Below are 20784 nucleotides of genomic sequence, written 5' to 3' on the forward strand. Positions count from 1 at the left end.
TACCCCGCTTTTTATTTTTGTGGAGGAATGATGGAATGGATGGAATTATTCCCTTATACAAAGAACGCGGCATGACGAGCTTTGACTGCGTTAGTCGCTTACGCAGGATCCTGCAAACCAAAAAGATTGGCCACTCGGGGACCCTCGATCCGGCCGTCGACGGGGTCCTGCCAATCTGTGTCGGCAGTGCCACCAAGGTCGTCGATTACCTGATGCAGTCGGGAAAACAGTACCAGGGTGAACTCCTCATTGGTGAGGCCACCACGACCGAGGACCTGGAGGGGGAGATCATTGCGGCTCAGCCGGTAACCGCAGCGATTCCCGCCGAAAGGATCCAGGAAGAAATGGATAAAATGACCGGGGAAATCACCCAAATCCCCCCGATGTATTCGGCCGTCAAGGTCAAGGGCAAGCGGCTTTACGAGTATGCCCGGGCCGGAGAGACCGTTGAGCGTCCGGTTCGCCACGTCACCATCGAGCGCTTTGCCCTACTAGGAACCGACTATGATGACCAGACCAAGCAGCAGCGGGTCAGGTTCAAGGTTGACTGCACGAAGGGGACCTACGTCCGGACCCTGGTGGTGGATCTCGCCAAAAACCTGGGGTATCCGGGAACAATGAGCTGGCTGACCCGGCTGAAGAGCGGGGGGTTCACCCTTGACCAAACGCTGAGCCTGAGCGACATTCAGGACGCCGTCGCGACGGGAACGATTCAGCACTACTTCTACCCACTCGACTACGCCCTCAAGGACTATCCGGCCATGGAGCTGAGTGCCGACCAGTGGAAGGCAGTGCAAAACGGTGGTTGGCTGAAAAGCGATGAGGTCAAGCCGGCCGGCGATTCAATCGTCTTGAAGTATCAACAGGCCGTAAAAGCCCTGTATCACCGTGACCACCAGTACTACAAGCCAACTAAGATGTTTTCGGTTAAATAGGGGGGAATGAGTCGTGCAAGTAATTAAAATTCATCATCCCCTGGATTCCAAGCTGATTCCGGCGGGTCCCGTCGTGCTTGCGATGGGCTTCTTCGATGGAGTCCACCGGGGACACCAGGCGGTCATTCGGCGGGCCAAGGAGATTGCCCAGCAACGGGACTTGCCTTTAGCAGTGCTCACCTATAGCCACGCTCCTGGCGTCGTTTACCGGCAATACCCGGGCGGCTTCAAGTACCTTTCGACGACCGAACGCAAGCTGGCTTTGCTGGAGCAGCTGGGTGTTGACCGCGTCTACCTCGTTAGCTTTACCTCCCAGTTTGCCGCGCTGGCGCCCCAAGACTTTGTCGACCAGTACCTGGCGGACGGTTTTCACAGTCAGGTGGTAGTGGCGGGCTTTGACCACACCTATGGCCCAGCTGAAACTGCCTCGATGGCTAAGCTGCCCGCCTATGCCCGCGGCCGTTTTGAGGTTGTCACGGTGCCGAAATTTACGGAGGACGGTAACGAAAAGGTGGGGTCCCGCCTGATCCGTCAGCTGATCGATGCCGGCCAGATCCAGGAGGCAAACGCGGAGCTCGGTTACTACTACACCACCACCGGCCTAATTGTTCACGGCCTGGCCCGGGGGCGGACGTTGGGCTTCCCAACCATCAATGTTGAGACGCCAACGCCGGAGCGCCTTCCCGGGATCGGCGTGTACGCCACCGACGTTTTGATCGGTGGCCACTGGTACGGGGGAATGGCGAGTGTTGGTCGTAACATTACCTTTGGCGACGACAACCAACTGACCCTCGAGATTAACCTCTTTGACTTCTCCCAGATGGTTTATGGCGAAGAGGTCAAGGTGCGCTGGTACCAGTACCTGCGCGGTGAGGAGAAGTTTGCCGGGGCCGATGAGCTCGTTGCCCAGATGAAGCGCGACGAACAGGCAGCCCGCCAGGTGGTTGCCCACCGTCCCGTACTCGAAGACCAAATTTTATCCTAAAGGAAAAGGCCAAGCACTGTTGCGGTGCTTGACCTTTTTATGTTGAAAATAAAATTTTCTCTTGCCTCGGGTAACCGGAGCGGGCGTATGATCGTTCTAATCAAAGAAAAGGAGCGATTGAAATGAACGTTTTAGTGATTGAGGCCACGAGTCCGCTGGGGCAAGAAATTTGCGCGCGTTTGGAGCAAAGCAGTCACCACCTGCGGGCCATGACCCGTTCGGCGGCTAAGTTAGCTAACGCAAATTATGAAGTTGTTGAGGCCGATCCGCGGGCGGTAGTGGATCTGATTGACCAGGGCTCGGATAAATATGCCAACGCTAGCATCAGCATTACCAATAAATAATAATAAAAACGAGCTCACCTTGAGGCGGCTCGTTTTTATTAATGCCGACTAGCACGGTGGCCGCCGGTTTGGTGAATGCGGTGCACGTGGCGCTTGAACTTTGGCCCGTCGTCGACCGCCAGTTGGAAGTGCCGCATCTTGCCGTAGAAGGGGTGGCCGGTCAATTTGAGGTTGGTCCAGGACCGCATGATGTCGGTCATCTGGTCAATCTCCTTGAGACGTTCCGGATTGCCTTCCTTCTTGGCCGCTTCTTTGATGTCCGACTGCAGGCGGTAGATCAGGTTGTTGTGATAGGCCAGCAGCTCGTTGGTCAGTGGCGCGTTGCGGTACTTATTGAAGAGGCGCTGGATGATCTCCATTGCCTCCTGTGCACTGTGCGGCTGGAGGTAGCGTTGCTGATTATTATCCATTAAAAAATCTCCTCAAAACTGTTTGACATTTCTTGACTTTTAGCGTGGTGGTTGGTATATTATACAGTGTGCTTAGCACTTAACCCTAAAGAGTGCTAAAAGGGGAAGTGATTAATATGCTAACACAGCGTCAAAACAAGATCCTGCAAGCGATTGTACGTCAATACACGTCAACTGGTCAACCCGTGGGTTCCAAGCACCTGGCTGAAAAGCTGCCGTTTAAGGTCAGCCCGGCGACGGTGCGCAACGAGATGGCGGTTCTGGAAAAACAGGGCCTGATCGCTAAGGAACACTCGTCTTCGGGGCGGGTGCCTTCCAAGGACGGTTACCGTTATTACATTGATCACCTGCTTAATCCGCGGGCGGTCACCGATAACGACCTGATCGTTATTCAGAACTCACTGGGGACCAGTTTCCAGAAGATTGATGAAATCATCTCGCACTCGGCTGATATTTTATCAAACCTGACGTCATACACCGCCGTGACCCTGAAGCCAGAGCAAGAAGACGTTCGCTTGAGCGGCTTCCGTCTGGTCCCACTGGGCAACCAAAAGGTGATTGCCATCCTGGTTACCGACAGCGGGGACGTGGAGAGCCAAGCCTTCACCCTGTCACGGGACGTTGACCCGGAGGCCCTGCAAGCGGTCATTCGAATGATCAATGACCAACTGGTGGGCCTGCCACTGTCAACCGTCTTGAAGCGGCTGAATGACGATATCCCATTGCGCGTCATGCACTACATGCACAGCGCCGATGGCTTCCTGGATCTTTTTGATAATGTCGTTTCCAAGGCTGCCCGGGAGCAATTCTTCATTGGCGGCCGACTGAACCTTTTGAATTTCTCGAACAACAAGGATCCGCAGTCGCTGCAGACGATGTACCAGCTGCTCGACCACAATGATCAGCTTTCCCACCTGCTTGACGCCGATCTCAACGACCAGGGCGTCAACGTGCGGATTGGTTCCGAGATTTCCAAGGATAAGGTACTCGACAACTACAGTCTGATTACGGCGACCTACGATGTTGACCAATATGGCAAGGGCATCATCGCCGTGCTCGGGCCGACCAGAATGCCGTACTCACGGACAATTGGTCTGGTGAATGCCTTCCGGCAGGAGCTGGCCAAGCGTCTGTTAGGTTTCTATCGACATTACTACGATTCATAGGAGGCGAGTTAATTGGCAGACAAGGAAGAACAGCAAGCCAAGAAACAAGCGGCCTCATCTAAAGCAAATGAAGCAAAGGATGAGCAAAAGCAGGCAAAGCAGGCTGACAAAGCCGCTAAGCCAAGCCGTGAAGAAGAGCTTGAAGCACAGATCAAGGATTTGAAGCAACAACTCGATGACAAGGACGACAAGTACCTGCGGGCTGAGGCGGAGATTCAAAACATGACGAACCGCTTCAACAAGGAACGGGCCCAGATCTTAAAGTATGATGGTCAGGACCTCGCCAAGTCCGTCCTGCCGGTGCTGGACAACCTGAAGCGCGCCCTGACGATTGAAGTCACGGACGAAAACGGTAAGCAGCTCAAGCACGGGATCCAGATGGTTCACGACCACCTGATTGCTGCCCTAAAGGATCACGGAATTACCGAGATCGAGGCTTTGGACAAGCCCTTTGATCCGACCCTGCACCAGGCGGTTCAAACCGTTCCGGTTCAGGATGATCAAAAACCAGACACCGTGGTCCAGGTTCTGCAGGCTGGCTACCAGCTGAAGGACCGGGTCCTGCGCCCAGCAATGGTTGTTGTTGCACAATAATTAATGATAATTAAATATTAAAAAGAGGGAATTAAACAATGGCAAGTAACAAGATTATTGGTATTGATTTAGGTACTACTAACTCCGCCGTTGCCGTGATGGAAGGTAACGAACCAAAGATTATTACTAACCCGGAAGGTAGTCGGACGACGCCATCCGTTGTTTCATTCAAGAATGGCGAAACACAAGTCGGTGAAGTTGCCAAGCGGCAAGCAATCACCAACCCGAACACGATTTCATCCATCAAGAGTCACATGGGTGAAGCCGGCTACACGGTTGAAGTTGATGGCAAGAAGTACACGCCACAAGAAATTTCTGCCATGATTCTGCAGTACCTGAAGAAGTACGCCGAAGACTACATCGGTGACACGGTTGACAAGGCCGTTATCACCGTGCCAGCCTACTTCAACGATGCTCAGCGTCAGGCAACCAAGGATGCCGGAAAGATTGCCGGCCTGGATGTTAAGCGGATTATCAACGAACCAACTGCTTCCTCACTGGCTTACGGCCTGGACAAGCAGGATAAGGACGAAAAGATCCTGGTTTACGACCTTGGTGGTGGGACCTTCGATGTTTCCATCCTGGAACTCGGTGACGGGGTCTTCCAAGTACTCTCCACGAACGGTGACACGCACCTGGGTGGGGATGACTTCGACCAAAAGATCATGGATTGGTTGATCGATGGCTTCAAGGAAGAACACGGCGTTGACCTGTCCACCGACAAGATGGCCCTGCAACGGCTGAAGGATGCCGCTGAAAAGGCCAAGAAGGACCTTTCCGGTGTTCAAGAAGCCCAAATCAGCCTGCCATTCATTTCCGCTGGTGAAAACGGTCCACTGCACCTGGAAAAGACGCTGAGCCGTGCCCAATTCAACCAACTGACTAATGATCTGGTTGAACGGACTAAGCAACCAGTTCTGAATGCTTTGAAGGATGCTGACCTGTCATTTGATGACATTGACGAAGTGATCTTAAACGGTGGTTCTACCCGGATCCCAGCCGTTCAGGAAATGGTTAAGGACCTGACTGGCAAGGAACCAAACCACTCCATCAACCCTGACGAAGCCGTTGCCCTCGGTGCTGCCATTCAGGGTGGTGTGCTGACCGGTGACGTTAAGGATGTTGTGCTGCTTGATGTTACGCCACTGTCCCTGGGGATTGAAACCATGGGTGGGGTCTTCACCAAGCTGATTGATCGGAACACGACCATTCCAACTTCCAAGAGTCAGATCTTCTCCACGGCTGCTGATAACCAGTCTGCCGTTGACATCCACGTCCTGCAGGGTGAACGGCCAATGGCTGCCGACAACAAGACCCTGGGGAACTTCCAGCTGACTGACATTCCAGCTGCTCCCCGTGGTGTTCCACAAATCAAGGTTACCTTCGACATCGACAAGAACGGGATCGTAAACGTTTCTGCCGAAGACCAGGGGACCCACAAGAAGCAAAACATCACGATCAAGTCCAACTCCGGCCTGTCCGATGAAGAAATTGAACGGATGAAGAAGGATGCCGAAGAGCACGCCGCTGCCGACAAGAAGAAGAAGGAAGAGGTTGACCTCAAGAACGAAGTTGACCAGGAGCTCTTCCAAGTCGACAAGACCTTGAAGGAAGTCAAGGGCAAGGTTCCTGAAGACGACATCAAGAAGGCTGAAAGCGCTCGTGACGACCTGAAGAAGGCCAAGGAGAGCGGCAACTTGGACGACATGAAGGCCAAGAAGGACGCCTTGAACAAGGTTATCCAGGACCTGAGTGTCAAGCTTTACCAACAGGCGCAGGGCCAACAAGGCAACGCCCAAGGTGGCGCAAACCCGAATAACGGTGGTGCCAACAACGGTAACAACGGCCAAAATGGCGATGATGGCAATACTGTTAACGGCGACTTCAAGGACGTTACGCCAGACGACAAGAAGTAATCAGACAAAAATGTAAGTAAAAAGCCAAAGGCCATCGTTTGACAGGACTTTGGCTTTTACTTTGCTTTGCGAAGTGTGGTATAACTAAACAAGCAATTAAGTTGTGAGGGATATAAATGGCAGAAGAAAGTTACTATGATATTTTAGGTGTTTCTAAGGACGCCTCAGACTCAGACATTAACCATGCTTACCGGCGCCTGGCTGCTAAGTACCACCCTGACGTCAACCACGAACCGGGAGCGGAAGAAAAGTTTAAGAAGATCAACGAGGCCTACGAGGTCCTGCATGACAAGAATAAGCGGGCCCAGTACGACCAATTCGGGACCACGGCTGACCAGGCCGGTGCCGGCCAGGGCGGCTTTGGTGGTTTCGGCGGCCAGGGCTTTGGTGGTCAAGGCTTCGGCGGTGCTGGCGGTTTTGACGACATCTTTAGCCAGTTCTTTGGTGGCGGCCGCTCGCGGCAGCAGGACCCAACGGCACCACGTCCGGGACGGGACCTTCAGTATGCCATGACCCTGGACTTTATGGATGCCGTCTTTGGGAAGACCACGACCATCAAGTACGACCGGGATGAGCAGTGCAAGACCTGTCACGGCACCGGTGCTAAGCCGGGCAAATCCGCTTCGACCTGTCAGCGCTGTGGCGGTCGGGGCTTCATCGTGACCGTTCGGCAGACGCCGCTGGGCAACATCCAGTCCCAGACGACCTGCCCAGAATGTAACGGGACCGGTCAGGTGATCAAGCCTGAAAATCGTTGTACCACCTGCCACGGGAGCGGGCACGTTCACGAGCGCCACGAACTGGAAGTCAAGGTTCCAGCCGGGGTTGACGACGGCCAGCAGATGCGCCTCCAGGGCCAGGGTGACGCCGGTGAAAACGGTGGCCCAGCCGGGGATCTCTACATCGTCTTCCGGGTAACGCCAAGCCGCGAATTCCGGCGTGACGGATCAACCATCAATGTTGACCGTGATATCTCCTTTGCCCAGGCGGCACTGGGGGATGAGGTCCAGGTCAAGACCGTCCACGGGGATGTCAGCCTGAAGATTCCAGCCGGGACCCAGTCCGAGACCAACTTCCGCCTGCGTGGCAAGGGGGTTCCGCACCTCAACGGCAAGGGGAACGGTGACGAATTCGTGACGATTCACGTTAAGACCCCGAAGAGCCTGAACAAGCGTCAAAAAGAGGCCATGATGGCCTTTGCCGCAGCCAGTGGCGAAGAGGTCAAGGGCGTCAAGAAGTCCGTTTTGGACAAGCTCAAGGATGCCTTTGAGGATCATAACTAATATTATTACAAAAGGCGATCAGCTGGGCTGGTCGTCTTTTGTACTATCACTGGTCATTTTTCGGCAGAGTTTGTTATACTAGGAATAGTATTTGCGTAGAAAGTAGTGAAGATAGAAATGACAATGAGTCTAGATGAAATGAAAGAGCGGCAAAAGCACATCCGGAATTTCTCGATCGTGGCCCACATCGATCACGGGAAATCGACCCTGGCCGATCGGATTCTGGAGCTGACCGACTCGATTAGCAAGCGGGAAATGAAAAATCAGGTCCTGGATGATATGCCTCTGGAACGGGAACGGGGCATCACCATCAAGCTGAACGCGGTAGCCCTGACCTACCACGCCAAGGACGGGCAGGACTACATCTTCCACCTGATTGACACTCCCGGGCATGTCGACTTCTCCTATGAGGTTTCGCGGTCTCTGGCGGCCTGTGAAGGGGCCCTGCTGGTCGTCGATGCCACCCAGGGGGTCGAGGCCCAGACGCTGGCCAACACCTATCTGGCATTGGATAACGACCTGGAAATCCTGCCGGTGATCAACAAGATCGACCTGCCATCTGCCGACCCAGACGGCACGAAGGCCCAGATTGAGGACGAAATTGGTCTAGATACTAGTGAGGCGGTGGACGTCAGTGCCAAGACCGGCTTGGGCGTTGACAAGGTCTTAGAGAAAATCGTCAAGGATGTCCCGGCCCCGACCGGTGATCTGACGGCGCCGCTTAAGGCCCTGATCTTCGACTCCAAGTACGATGACTACCGCGGGGTGGTTCTGTCCGTGCGGATCTTTGAAGGAACGGTCAAGAAGGGCGACCGGATTCGGCTGATGAACAGCGGCACCGAGTACGAGGTGGCCGAGGTCGGCATCAACTCCCCGAAGCCACTGGCCAGAGACGTGCTGATGGCCGGGGACGTTGGTTACATTACCGCCGCCATCAAGGACATCAAGGATACCCGGGTCGGTGATACGGTTACCAATGCCGACAACCCGACGGATAAGCCACTGGAAGGCTACCGGCGGATGACGCCGATGGTTTATGCCGGGTTGTACCCAACCGACAACGCCAAGTTTAACGACCTGCGGGATGCGCTGGAAAAGCTGCAGTTGAACGATGCTGCCCTGACCTTTGAGCCCGAATCGTCACAGGCCCTGGGCTTCGGGTTCCGTTGTGGTTTCTTGGGCCTGCTCCACATGGACGTGGTGCAGGAACGGCTGGAGCGGGAGTTCGGCCTGGACCTGATCACGACCGCCCCGTCGGTTACCTACCACGTTGACCTGGCGGACGGTTCGATGAAGGAGGTCGAAAACCCGGCCGAGATGCCGGATGCTTCCTCAATTAAGGACATCAAGGAACCATTCGTGCGCGCCTCGATCATGGTGCCAAACGATTACGTTGGTCCGGTGATGGAGCTCTGTCAGCGCAAGCGGGGCGTTTTCGACACGATGGAATACCTGAGCGACACCCGGGTAAACGTCATTTACCACATCCCGCTATCGGAAATCATCTTTGACTTCTTCGACAAGTTGAAGAGTTCGACCCGGGGCTATGCTTCCCTGGACTACGAGATCGACGACTACCGGCCAAGCAAGCTGGTCAAGATCGACATCCTGCTCAACGGGGACAAGGTCGATGCCCTGAGCTTTATTGCTCACAAGGACTTTGCGGCGGCACGTGGTCGTGACATCACCGCCAAGCTGAAGAAGATCATCCCACGGCAGAACTTCGAAATTCCAATCCAGGCGGCGATCGGTTCAAAGATCATCGCCCGGACTAACATCAAGGCCTACCGGAAGGACGTTACCGCCCGGATCCACACGGGGGACCCGGACCGGCGTGCCAAGCTGCTGGAAAAGCAGAAGCGTGGGAAAAAGCGGATGAAGGCTGTTGGGAAGGTTGATATCCCTCAGGAAGCCTTCATGGCCGTTTTAAAGACCGATGAGCAAGTTAATGATGACTAAATGCTGATGTATCAGCATTTGCTACTTGCTGAAATTCACAAACTAGACCAAAATTAGACCAATATAAGGTACTTTGCCCACCATTTGCCCCCATGAAGTACCTTCGTGGGCAAGACGAAAGATACTTTGAGGGCAAATGGTGGGCAAAGAATTTACCTCTTAGCAATTTGATCGAATAAGTTAGCTGTCTGATGCTTCTTTTTATTGCTGAGGTGGACATAGGTATCTAGGGTGGTTGAAATTCTGCTGTGGCCAAGACGTACTTGAACCTCTTTGGCAGAAGCCCCTGCCTCTAGTAGCATAGTCGCGTGGGTATGACGCAGACTATGAAAATTGAATGGGAAGCCTAGCTGCTCAGTGACGGTACTAGCATAGTACTTGATCGAATTGGGAGTGACTGGCTTCCCATTTTCTTTTGTACATACAAAATTGGATTCATAATAGTATTTGCCATAACGTAGTCGATTCTCATTTTGTAAGCGGCGTTGGAGCTGCAATGCCTTGATTAATTGATCACCGATGGCAATAGTTCGATAGCTTGCGGGTGTTTTTAATTTACCCAGCCGGACGTCCGTCTTGGAGTACTGCTTCATTTGATGAACCACGTTAATCTCTGCGTCGGTGAGGCTAACATTGTCCCACTCAAGACCTGCTACCTCGCCACGACGCATTCCGGTATAGAAGCTAATGAGCAGGGGCAGATGGAAAGGGTGTCCAACGGGGAAAAGCTCCAAGATTTGATTGAACTGCTGCAAAGTAATGATCTTTAAGTCCTCACGCGTTGTCTGGGGATGATTATATTTCGGCTGACGAACATACTCAGCAGGCGATTGAGTTAGGATGTGCCAGGGGTGTACAGCCTGGCGGAAGGCTTCTTTGATCACCATTAGGATGATCTCCACGGTATGTCCATTTAGCTTCTTGTGATCCGGCTTGTACTCAGTGGAATCGGCAATTTTGTTGATGGTTTTCTGGATTAATTCAGGGGTGACCTTCTTCAATTCGTATATGCCGAGGGTTGGCTGAACGTACTTGTCAAGGACATGACGATAATTGAGCTGAGTATTCTTAGATAGGTTAGTTAAAACATGGTTGTTATACCAGAACTCAAAGTAGTCATGAGTTGAGATCTTGTCGGCATTAGTCACCGCACCAGTATTTTCGTAAAGCTCCAACGCAACTCGCAAGCGGTGCATTGCTTCTTTATATGAATCACCTCCGACTCGTTCATATTGCCGCCGCTTACCGTCTTTGTCAGCAATATCGAAACGGTAGTACCATTTTTTACCACGCTTTCTAACATTACCATTCATAGTAAAACTCCTTTCTGCTATAATAAAAACGTACTGAGGGTGCACTCCACCCCTGGTATTGCAATGCTTGCCTCAATGATCAGCCGGCCAAAGTTGGATCATTGAGGTTTTTTAATGTTTTAAATGGTTCTTTTCAAGGGATGGACTAAAATGATATACTTCCTATAAGGGGGTGGGCTATATGCAAAAGGTAAGACTCTTTCTAGCAAAGCTTACAGGTTATATTGCTATTTTGAGTTGGCTCACCCTACTAACATTTATATTTTTATATCTAATCTTAAATAAATTCCTAAATTTCAAGAATAAGTTAGCCACTGGACTCAAATAAATAATACTGACCAATTGATTATTGGTTGATGGAGCTGTGATATCTCTTGGTAGAAGGCCTTACGATAGATATCCATTGACGAATGTCCATTAAACATAGCTCGTGGATAGTGATTCATCCAATCATTAGTCGCTATGATCTGAGCACTACTATAGTTATTTATAGCTTCACCTTTGGTAATCTCCTTGCGGAGAAACCGGTTATTGATCTCATTGGATCCACGTTCCCAAGGGGAATACGGATCAGCATAGAAAACATGATCGTGAACTTGTGTTAACTCACTAAATTCTGAACCGTTGTCAGAGGTTATTGTCTTAAAAATGCGATAGTAAGCATCTGTGCCCATTTTCTGGCGCAAATTTATAAAGAACTGATTTACTGCATGCGCAGTTTTACCAGCAATTTTACTCGTGATATTAACTCGTGAAAGGCGATCAGTCATTACTAGTACAACACTGTCATTACCGTTTTTCTGTCCCTGAACTGTATCCAGTTCCCAATGGCCAATTTCGGACCGTTGGTCCGCAGTTTGAGGTCGTTGAGCAATATTAGGCCCTAAGCACCTTTTAGCTTGCGGATGAGTTTGATGATGCTTACGTTTAGGTTTTTCAAAGAGGTCTAAATTGGACGTACGAAGCACACCCTCATTAATCCATTGATATAAAGTTACAACCGACTTTGGGATCAGGGTGCCATCATTCATTAAATCTCGAGCCTTATAAATAACCGCTTGTGGGGAGTAATGGTGGTCGTCAAACTCACCAAGCATTAGCTGATCAGCTAATCGTAAAAATTGCTTTGAAGAATAATATAAGCGACGACGACCAGAATGGCGGTGATGTTCAAGATATGTGGCCTGACCAGCTTCATAACTATAGATGTAGTAAGAATATTCGTAAATCTTACCATTAGATTTTTGACGACGAAGTTGGCGGACCGTACCACGGTTGAGCTCGTTATTAATTGTTTGATGATTAACTCCTAATTGGCGACCAATTGCGCGATTGGAAAGTCCTTGCGACTTTAAAGTCGCAATCATCACACGTTCTTCTTTAGTAAGATGAGCATTCTTTTTATGAGTAGTCAATAAAATAGTAGACATGGTATCATTTAAGTGCGTCATTTGACGGACATCCTTTCATATAGGTTTGGTTCACTTAATATGATACCTGATGTCACGCCGAATGGCGTTTTTTATTTACCACCAACTGGGTGGCTAACTTCATTCTATAATCTACCTATTTGTTTGAAGATAATCGGAATTAACAAATGTAATGTAATCATCAAATGAGATGTCATAGATTCCATCCTTATAATTTTTGGGATCGAATCCAGTATTATGATAGGCATTTGCTTGAACGTTGCTTTTAAGTATCTCTTCATCAGTTCCATAAGTTAATAGCCAATCGTCATAATTATTAGATAGCATATGGTAGCCAATGACCTGATTGGACACTTTATATTTCACTTTATTGCTAATATTTTTTACGGCAAGTCTATAAGCAATATTACTACAAGGGTTGAAAATTCCTATATATTTAATTTTATGATAGTAATCAGCGGAAGAATGCATTCCTAGTATATAGTAAACTAAGACCTGTAAGGCCCATACAGGTGAGAGTCGTTGACTATAACATTTAAGATCCCAAAGAGTATTATCGGCAATAAGGTCACCATCTCCCTTTGCTATGACCTGTGTAAATGCAGTCAAATCGAAATTTAATTCAGTAATTATATTTCTAGAACCCTTAAAGAATGTTAGAGATCGTTTCAGAAGCTTGATTACGTTTTCGGTTACAAAATCAGATGGCTTTGGGAAGGGTGATTCTATATAAAAATCATAGGTTTGCCCTATTACGTCTGACAGCCAGATAGGTTTAGCGATACCAGTACGATATACTGAATCGAACTGAACCAAATTAAACGCTGCATTAATTGTGTCCTGATCTGCAACTTCAGGATTAAGCCTCTTACACTGGGCTTTGGCAAATGTATATGGATCTTGATTATTATCAGGATTAAGTTTTCCTTCTAGTAATGCTCCCTTTAGAGAAATAGAGAATGCCTTTTCTGGCGTTGCGCCTAGATAAAACCTGGTTAAATAATCAACTACCAAACCATATGAACTGTTAGACTTTAATTTGTCCGTTGGATAAAATTTTTCCTTTGAAAACTGTTTTATTGTAATATATTGCCCTGGACAGCGTACTTTTCTACAACGACTAGTTACGGTATCCATCATCATCATCTTCTTGTAGGAAATAATAGGTAACTGCCAAAATTTTTAATCTTTAATTATATTTTACACATCTTACTCGGTTATTGATAATGAATGATACTAGGAAAATCTTAGTGGCCATTTCAAAGACAGATGAAGAGGTTGCCGAGAAGTAAACATTGATATGAGAGCTTGACAACCAAAAATTAAAATGTTTTAATAATTGCAACCAAAACGAAGGAGGGAAAGCGATGACCATGAATTCACTAACCAAGTTGACCAACTCCTTTGCTGGCTTTGCGTATTTCAACTGAGGCCCGGCCGAATGGTGCGGGCTGCGGTTCGCACCATGGCAAAGCTTGTTTAGTGAGTTCTTTGCTAGGTGTTTAATCTAGCAAGGGCTAATTCCTCATCCAAATAGAAATGAAGCCAACTAGATTAACTACCGCTAAGTTAAACTAGTTGGCTTTTTGTTATTGCAGAAAGGAGGAACGCCACGATGATCATTCATACATTGGGACCTGAGCAGACCGATAGCTATGCCGCAGCGCTAGTTTACCAGCACCAGCATTCCGTCGCCGACTGCCAGATCGTTCTCCATCCCAGTTTCGACGCGCTCTACCACCACCTGGCCGATTATCCGAGCGATTATCTCCTGGTCCCCGCGGCCTATCGCAGCCGGGCAGGGCTGAGTTGGGGCGACCTGCACTACCGTTATCTTAACCAGCTCACTCTGGTCGATAGCCTCATTACCCAGCTTGATCCGCTGGTCCTCGTTCAGGATCCGCAGCGCGCGCGGGCCGTGGTCTATACCCACGCCGCCACCGCCGACCTGGCCCGTCAGCATCTTCCGGGCAACGTCCGCCTGGAGCTGGCGCCAAGCAAATACCTGGCCTACCAGGCATTCCGGCGCTACGGCGGCTATGCTCTGGTGAGCCAAAAGCTGGTGGACCCGACTGCCGGCGTCCGAATCCTGCAGCACTTCCCGGCGCGGATGCTCTGGAGCGTGTATTTAATCGAAAAGCAAAATTAACAAACCATCACATTTTCTTGAGGAGGAAAAAACTATGACAACCGTCTTTATCAGCGGCCTAGGTCTGATCGGCAGCTCCCTGGCCCGGGCAATCAAGGAAGAACACCCCGCGGTCCGCATCATCGCCCGCGACACCAACGAAGAATCGCTGCGCTACGCCGTCAGCCACCAGATCATTGACCAGACCGCCGACAGCTTGGCCGCCGCAGACCAGGCCGACCTGATCATCCTGGCCAGCCCTGTTTCACAGATTGTCCGTGACCTGGAACAGCTGAGCCAGCTTCAGCTCAAGCCGGGCGCGATCGTCACCGACGTCGGCAGCACCAAGCAGACGATCATGAAGGCCGCCCAGCGCCTGATCGACAAGGGAGTTACCTTCATCGGCGGGCACCCGATGGCGGGATCCCACAAGTCGGGGGTTCGGGCCGGGCGCGCCGACCTGATCGAGAATGCCTTCTACTTCCTGATCCCCGGCCAAGACGATCCGGCCGCCGTTCAGCACCTGACCGACCTGCTCAGCGGGACGCACGCCAAGTGGCTCACCGTTCAGCCGCACCAGCACGACAAGATCGTGGCCCAGATCAGCCATGTGCCCCACGTTATTGCGGCGGAACTGGTCAATCAGACCCAGCAGACCCTTGAAAACGAGCCGATCGGGATGCGGGTGGCTGCCGGGGGCTTTAAGTCCGTGACCCGGATCGCCGCCTCCGACCCAACGATGTGGAGTGCGATCCTCCTCAACAACCAGGAGCTGATCACCCATCAGCTGGACGAATACATCCGGGGACTGCAGGAGGTCAACCAGCAGATCAAAGCCGGGGACCGGGATCAGCTCTTCGACTTCTTTGCCCGGGCGAAGGCGAGTCGGGAGAGCCTCAATCACCCGGCCAAGAAGCCGTTCTACGACCTCTTCGTCAACATCCCCGACCACACCGGTGAGCTGGGGCGGGTGACCACCATGCTCGGCACGGCAGGAATCTCGATCATCAACTTGCAGATCCTGGAAGTGCGGGAAGACGTCAACGGGATTCTCCAGCTGACCTTTGCCTCCCAGAAGGATCGCGAACAAGCGGCAGCGGTCCTTAAGCCCCACTACGAGATCGTGACCCGCTGAGAGGAAAATTAATAAAATTAAATTTAGATTAGAGGTTGACAACCGATTCCTCATAATATATACTTTAGCCAACGTCAAGGAAGAAAAGAAAAAGGAGTTTTGAATCATGACAATGATTAACTGGTATGCGTTTTATTATCGAGTGCACTAGGGTTCACACCACACGGGTTGCGGGCTCTAGCCTTTGACAGCCTGTGTGGTCGATAATAAGCCATGATTACCGATTACACAGTAAATTCCAAACACTGTGTGGTCGGGAAAACTCCACTAGCATTTACATAATGCTCATTATCCTCACAGTGTTTTCACACCGTGAGGATATTTTTTTACCAAGAATTTGAGAAGGGATGATTGAGATGATTATTGTACTCCACGAAGAACAAGCCACCGAAATGATTAAGCAGCTGCAGGAACGCTTTAGCGATCACCATCAGGTCTTTGTCCACGGCAATCGGGTGGCCGTGCAGGGGATCGCACCCGCCGACCTGACAATGGAACAGCGGGAAGCCGCTACGGAATTAATCACCAACGTTCCCAAGGCGGTCCAGGCTTCCCGGCTCTTCCACCCAGAGGACACGGTGATCAAAACCGCCCATTCAATCATCGGCGGCGGCCACTTCGCCCTGATGGCCGGGCCGTGCTCGGTTGAATCAGCCGACCACGTGATGAAGATGGCGGCGGTTGTCAAGGAATCCGGGGCCACCGTTCTCCGGGGCGGTGCCTTCAAGCCACGGACCTCACCATACTCCTTCCAGGGGCTGGGAAAAGAGGGGCTGGTTGCTCTGCGGAAGGCGGCCGATCACTTTGGTCTCGACGTCATCACCGAGGTTATGGACGACGAACACGTTCCATTGGTTGAGGAATTTACCGACATCTTCCAAATCGGGGCGCGGAACATGCAGAACTTCTCCCTCCTCAAGGCGGTCGGCAAGACCAACAAGCCGGTGATGCTAAAGCGGGGGATGTCCGCCACCGTTGATGACATCCTAAACGCCAGCGAGTACATCGCCGCGGGGGGCAATCACCAGATCATGATTGCCGAGCGGGGGATCCGGACCTTCGACAACAAGTACACCCGGAACACCTTTGACGTCGGCGTCGTGCCGGTCCTGCAGAAGCTGACCCACTACCCGGTAATCGTCGACCCGAGCCACGCGGCCGGTCACACCGAATTCGTGACGCCGCTGGCCCTGGCCGGGGTCGCCGCCGGGGCGGATGGCCTGATCGTCGAAATCCACGATGATCCCGCCCACGCCCTCTCCGATGGTCCCCAGGCACTGAAGCCGGACCAATTCCAGGAAATGGTCAAGAAGGTCAACGTAGTGCGGACGGCCCTCACTGCGGCAGAGTAAGGGGATGAGCGAATGAAGAAGATTACGGTTAAACTGAGCACTAAGCAATACGATGTCCTGATTGAAAAAGGTTTGCTGAAACAGGCGGGCAGCCTGGTGGCCGGTGTCTGGTCGCCACGCAAGGTCGCCATCGTCAGCGACAGCAACGTTGCCCCGCTCTACCAAGCGCAACTGGCTGCCGAGCTGAAGAAGAGCGGCTTCACGGTTCACTGCTACCAATTCCCGGCGGGGGAGGCCTCCAAATCTCTTCCGCAGCTGCAGGAGCTGACCGAGCAATTGGTGGCCGACAACTTCAATCGGGACGACGGGGTGATTGCCCTGGGCGGCGGGGTGACCGGCGACCTGGCCGGCTTCCTGGCCGCCACCTACATGCGGGGCATCGCTTTAATTCAAATTCCGACTTCGCTGCTAGCCCAGGTTGACAGTTCGGTCGGCGGCAAGACCGCCGTTGACCTCGGGACCACCAAGAACATTGTCGGGGCCTTTTACGAACCCGACCTGGTGATCATCGACCCGACAACGTTAACCACCTTGGAACAGCGGGATCTGGTCGAAGGTTACGGCGAAATCGTCAAGGTCGCGGCGATGACCGGCGGGGACTTCTGGAAACTAATTACCGAAATTCAAACCCCAGCCGACATTTTCCAGCACGCGACCGAGCTGAGCGAGGGGGCCATCCAATTCAAGGCCGACATCGTCATGGCGGACGAAAAGGAAGGTGGCCAACGTCAACTACTGAACTTTGGTCACACGATCGGGCACGCCGTTGAAGCCCTAGCGGCCGGCGAGCTGCGCCACGGTGAAGCCGTCAGCATCGGCACCGTCGCTATCTGCCAAGCATTTGAAGCCGCCGGTAAAACCGCGCCGGGGGTGACCGAACAGATTCGCGATCGTTTCGCCACCGTCGGCCTGCCGGTGGACTCACCCTTATTAAAGTCGCCAGCGATGCTCGACAAGATTAAACACGACAAGAAAAATCATAACGGCCACTTAAACCTGGTTTACGTTCACACGATCGGTGAACCGGCCATCCTGACCGTTCCTGAAAAAGAAATTGCTGCCACACTGCAACTACCACGAAAATAAGGAGCGATAAATATGATCATCGAAGAACTCAACACCAACGGAATCGTCGTTAAGAATAATGCCGGCCAAGAGGAACACATCTCCGACCTGGCCTGGGTCGAGGGGAGCACGAACTCCGTGGCGGCCAACCAGCAGATTAAGCTGGCCCTGGCCAACCAGCGCCCGGTCTTCTTCCACCTCGATGAGGGTGGTCAGCGGCTCACCCCATTCGAATTCGCCGAGCGTATTGACGCCCAGATCAGTGCTTGCCTGGCTGGGATTCGTGCTAGCCTGGTGGCCGAGATTAACTTCGTTTACCAGCCACTTCACCAATTAAGCCAGCAGGAACAAGCCATCATCAATCGTCGCATCCACGACGTTTTGACCGACTTGTTCGGTGCCAACATTGCTACCGCACAAGTCATCATTGAACAAGCCGCCTAGGAAGGGAGGGGATACTATGAATAAGGAACAAGAACTGATGCGCCAAGCCAGCGAACAGGAACTGAAGTTAGTTGCGGAAGACCTCGAAGACAACCTGGAAGGGAGAGATTAGGATGGTGCAGATCGACGGCCACACCGGCCTGCTGGGAATCTTTGCGACCCCGATTGGCCACACCCTTTCGCCCCGTATGCACAACTACTCCTTTCGGCGGCTAGGCCTTAACTACGTCTACCTCGCCTTTGAGGTTGGCAACGAGGAACTAGCCAGTGCCGTTCAGTCGATCCGCACGCTCAACATGCGGGGTGTCAACGTCTCAATGCCCAATAAACAGGCCATCGTTCCCCTCCTGGACCGGCTCTCACCGGCGGCCCGGCTGACGGGGACGGTCAACACGGTCGTCAACGATCACGGCGTCTTGACGGGCCATATTACCGACGGGATTGGCTTCATGCGAGCACTCCAGGATGAGGGACTCGACATCACGGGCCGCAAGATGGTGCTTGCCGGTGCCGGGGGCGCGGGGACGGCCGTGGCGGTCCAGGCCGCCCTTGACGGTGTCGGCGAGATTGCGCTCTTCAACCGCCAGCACGGTACCAAGTGGGCCCAGGCGCAGAAAATCGTGGCACTGATTAATGCACAGACGAACTGCCAAGCCAGCTTGCATGCCTTGGAGAATCAGGACGAATTACAAGCCGCACTGAAGGAGGCCGATATTTACGCCGACACGACCAGCCTGGGGATGAAACCGCACGAAAACGAGGCGGTCGTTAATGACCCGACTTGGTTTCACCCGGACATGATCGTCTTCGATGCCGTTTACGCCCCGCGGGAAACCAAGTTGCTGAAGGTGGCCCGCCAGGCGGGAGTTCAGCACTGTCTGAATGGCATTGGGATGATTATTGAACAGGGGGCGGCGGCCTTTGAGCTCTGGACTGGCAAGCAGATGCCGGTCAACGAGGTTCGCCACCTGCTCTTTGAGGAGGATCAACATGACTAAAGAAACACTAACGATTAAGGAAACGGTATTCGGGGCTGGTCGCCCGAAGATTGCCGTTCCGGTGACCGCTGATACGATGGCGGCGGCAGTTGTCCAGGCACAGCAGTCCGCCCTGCCAGCGGTGGACGTAATTGAATGGCGAATCGACTTCCTGAAGGGAACAGTGGATCCGCAAGCAATCGCCAAGACGGCGCGACGAATTCAAGCAGTGATTTCGCCGCGCCTTTTGCTCGTGACGCTGCGGACCAAGGAGGAGGGCGGCCAGGTCCAGGTCACTGACGAGCGCTACCAGGAGCTGTACCGCCCCCTGTTGGCGACGGGAAGCACGGATCTGGTCGACCTGGAGCTGTTGGCCAACTCCAGCGCGTGCCTTACTGCGCTGACTGCTTTGGCCCATGAGCACCAGGTCAAGGTAATCATGAGCAGCCACGACTTTGCCAAGACACCGCGTCCAGCAATTCTTAAGCAACGGCTTAACCAGATGGAAGTGGCGGGGGCGGACATTGCCAAGCTCGCGGTGATGCCACACAGCCCCACCGACGTCCTGGAGGTGCTGGAGCTGACCCAGGACTACCACCTTCATGGTCAGCTGCCCCTGATCACCATGGCGATGGGCGACCTGGGAAAGATCACCCGGGTCAGCGGTGAGCTGTTTGGTTCCTGTCTGACCTTTGCCAGCGTGGGGCGGGCATCGGCGCCCGGCCAGATCGCCGTGGAGGAGCTGGATCGGATTCTAAATGACCTCAGAATATAATTGAGCACAATAAAAGCAGGTTTCGGGAAAAATCTCGAAATCTGCTTTTCGTTAGCTAGTCTTCAATAAGGCCAATGATCTGATCAACAATCTCCTGTGGTGTCCGGCCGTCCGTGTCGATAGTGAAGTCAGCACACTCGTCGTAGCGGGCCTGGCGCTTGGCTAGCAGTGCCGCTAACCCAGCTGTGTCAAGCGTATCGGCCAGTGGACGTTCGCCATCGTGCTGGATTCGCCGTGCCGTTTCTTCCGGGCTGGCGTGCAGCAGAATGACGGGGGCGGGATCCGCCGTCAGTGCCCGGCGGTTGTCAGCCCGCAATGGGGTGCCGCCGCCCGTGGCGAGGATCCCGTCGCGCCTCTGGAGGACCATGGTCAGGGTCTGGTGTTCGACCGTCCGGAAGCCCTCCTCACCGCTCTCTTGAAAGATCTGCGGAATTGATTTCCCGCTGGACTGTTCGATCGCCCGGTCCAGGTCGGTGACGGGAAGGTGGAGTTGGTCGGCCAGCAAGGTGCTGACGGTGGTCTTCCCGCTCCCCATGAAGCCAATTAAAATAATTCGCATAGAAATGCACCTCA

General features: G+C 52.6%; 20 protein-coding genes. 15 read left to right on the forward strand and 5 right to left on the reverse strand.

Going from position 1 to position 20784, the window contains the following annotated elements:
- Nucleotides 1-35 precede the first annotated feature (35 nt).
- The 3 genes from truB to LKE23_RS01000 all read left to right on the forward strand — a co-directional run bounded on the left by truB (nt 36) and on the right by LKE23_RS01000 (nt 2264).
- Nucleotides 36-935 (forward strand): tRNA pseudouridine(55) synthase TruB, encoded by a 900-nt coding sequence (gene truB / locus LKE23_RS00990; RefSeq protein WP_291977617.1) that lies wholly within the window; start codon nt 36-38, stop codon nt 933-935.
- Nucleotides 936-948: 13 nt separating this feature from the next.
- On the forward strand, nt 949-1920 hold the full coding sequence (gene ribF, locus LKE23_RS00995) for a riboflavin biosynthesis protein RibF (RefSeq protein WP_291977618.1): 972 nt from the start codon (nt 949-951) through the stop codon (nt 1918-1920).
- 122 nt (nt 1921-2042) lie between these two features.
- The gene (locus LKE23_RS01000) at nt 2043-2264 is read left to right on the forward strand and encodes a hypothetical protein (protein ID WP_291977619.1); all 222 of its coding nucleotides are present in this window, start codon (nt 2043-2045) and stop codon (nt 2262-2264) included.
- A gap of 38 nt (nt 2265-2302) precedes the next feature.
- Here LKE23_RS01000 and LKE23_RS01005 read toward each other — a convergent pair whose 3' ends face one another.
- Entirely contained in the window at nt 2303-2674 is a 372-nt protein-coding gene (locus LKE23_RS01005) for a hypothetical protein (protein WP_291977620.1), read from the reverse strand.
- A 116-nt stretch (nt 2675-2790) separates the two neighbouring features.
- Here LKE23_RS01005 and hrcA point away from each other — a divergent pair, with 116 nt between their 5' ends.
- From hrcA to lepA, 5 genes are all read left to right on the forward strand, one after another.
- Nucleotides 2791-3840 (forward strand): heat-inducible transcriptional repressor HrcA, encoded by a 1050-nt coding sequence (hrcA, locus tag LKE23_RS01010; RefSeq protein ID WP_267201830.1) that lies wholly within the window; start codon nt 2791-2793, stop codon nt 3838-3840.
- A gap of 12 nt (nt 3841-3852) precedes the next feature.
- Nucleotides 3853-4434: a nucleotide exchange factor GrpE gene (gene grpE, locus LKE23_RS01015; protein WP_291977621.1), complete on the forward strand. Its 582-nt coding sequence runs from the start codon at nt 3853-3855 to the stop codon at nt 4432-4434.
- Nucleotides 4435-4472: 38 nt separating this feature from the next.
- The gene (gene dnaK, locus LKE23_RS01020) at nt 4473-6350 is read left to right on the forward strand and encodes a molecular chaperone DnaK (RefSeq protein ID WP_267201832.1); all 1878 of its coding nucleotides are present in this window, start codon (nt 4473-4475) and stop codon (nt 6348-6350) included.
- Between the two features lie 116 nt (nt 6351-6466).
- A complete protein-coding gene (dnaJ, locus tag LKE23_RS01025) occupies nt 6467-7633 on the forward strand; it encodes a molecular chaperone DnaJ (protein ID WP_291977622.1) in 1167 nt (388 codons plus the stop codon).
- A 123-nt stretch (nt 7634-7756) separates the two neighbouring features.
- Nucleotides 7757-9592, forward strand: coding sequence for a translation elongation factor 4 (lepA, locus tag LKE23_RS01030; RefSeq protein WP_291977624.1), 1836 nt, complete (start codon nt 7757-7759; stop codon nt 9590-9592).
- A 152-nt stretch (nt 9593-9744) separates the two neighbouring features.
- Here the strand turns inward: lepA and LKE23_RS01035 are convergent, their stop codons facing one another.
- The 3 genes from LKE23_RS01035 to LKE23_RS01045 all read right to left on the reverse strand — a co-directional run bounded on the left by LKE23_RS01035 (nt 9745) and on the right by LKE23_RS01045 (nt 13472).
- Nucleotides 9745-10905: a site-specific integrase gene (locus tag LKE23_RS01035; protein ID WP_291977625.1), complete on the reverse strand. Its 1161-nt coding sequence runs from the start codon at nt 10903-10905 to the stop codon at nt 9745-9747.
- A gap of 320 nt (nt 10906-11225) precedes the next feature.
- Nucleotides 11226-12356: an IS30 family transposase gene (locus tag LKE23_RS01040; protein WP_291976173.1), complete on the reverse strand. Its 1131-nt coding sequence runs from the start codon at nt 12354-12356 to the stop codon at nt 11226-11228.
- A 111-nt stretch (nt 12357-12467) separates the two neighbouring features.
- A complete protein-coding gene (locus tag LKE23_RS01045; RefSeq protein WP_291977627.1) occupies nt 12468-13472 on the reverse strand; it encodes a hypothetical protein in 1005 nt (334 codons plus the stop codon).
- 478 nt (nt 13473-13950) lie between these two features.
- Between LKE23_RS01045 and LKE23_RS01050 the strand changes: the two genes are divergently transcribed.
- From LKE23_RS01050 to aroD, 7 genes are all read left to right on the forward strand, one after another.
- Nucleotides 13951-14484: an amino acid biosynthesis protein gene (locus LKE23_RS01050; RefSeq protein WP_291977628.1), complete on the forward strand. Its 534-nt coding sequence runs from the start codon at nt 13951-13953 to the stop codon at nt 14482-14484.
- A 34-nt stretch (nt 14485-14518) separates the two neighbouring features.
- Entirely contained in the window at nt 14519-15598 is a 1080-nt protein-coding gene (locus LKE23_RS01055; protein WP_291977629.1) for a prephenate dehydrogenase, read from the forward strand.
- 356 nt (nt 15599-15954) lie between these two features.
- On the forward strand, nt 15955-16950 hold the full coding sequence (aroF, locus tag LKE23_RS01060; protein WP_291977630.1) for a 3-deoxy-7-phosphoheptulonate synthase: 996 nt from the start codon (nt 15955-15957) through the stop codon (nt 16948-16950).
- Nucleotides 16951-16962: 12 nt separating this feature from the next.
- Complete coding sequence (gene aroB, locus LKE23_RS01065; RefSeq protein WP_291977631.1) at nt 16963-18036, forward strand: 3-dehydroquinate synthase; 1074 nt, start codon at nt 16963-16965, stop codon at nt 18034-18036.
- A 12-nt stretch (nt 18037-18048) separates the two neighbouring features.
- A complete protein-coding gene (locus LKE23_RS01070; protein WP_267201677.1) occupies nt 18049-18459 on the forward strand; it encodes a hypothetical protein in 411 nt (136 codons plus the stop codon).
- 113 nt (nt 18460-18572) lie between these two features.
- Entirely contained in the window at nt 18573-19457 is an 885-nt protein-coding gene (locus tag LKE23_RS01075; RefSeq protein WP_291977633.1) for a shikimate dehydrogenase, read from the forward strand.
- Nucleotides 19450-20211, forward strand: coding sequence for a type I 3-dehydroquinate dehydratase (gene aroD / locus LKE23_RS01080; protein ID WP_291977634.1), 762 nt, complete (start codon nt 19450-19452; stop codon nt 20209-20211). Before LKE23_RS01075 ends, aroD begins: the two co-directional genes overlap by 8 nt.
- Before the next feature lie 55 nt (nt 20212-20266).
- Here aroD and LKE23_RS01085 read toward each other — a convergent pair whose 3' ends face one another.
- Complete coding sequence (locus LKE23_RS01085; RefSeq protein ID WP_291977635.1) at nt 20267-20770, reverse strand: shikimate kinase; 504 nt, start codon at nt 20768-20770, stop codon at nt 20267-20269.
- Nucleotides 20771-20784: the final 14 nt, after the last annotated feature.

It is taken from the genome of Limosilactobacillus sp. (assembly GCF_022482365.1).
Lineage (GTDB): Bacteria > Bacillota > Bacilli > Lactobacillales > Lactobacillaceae > Limosilactobacillus.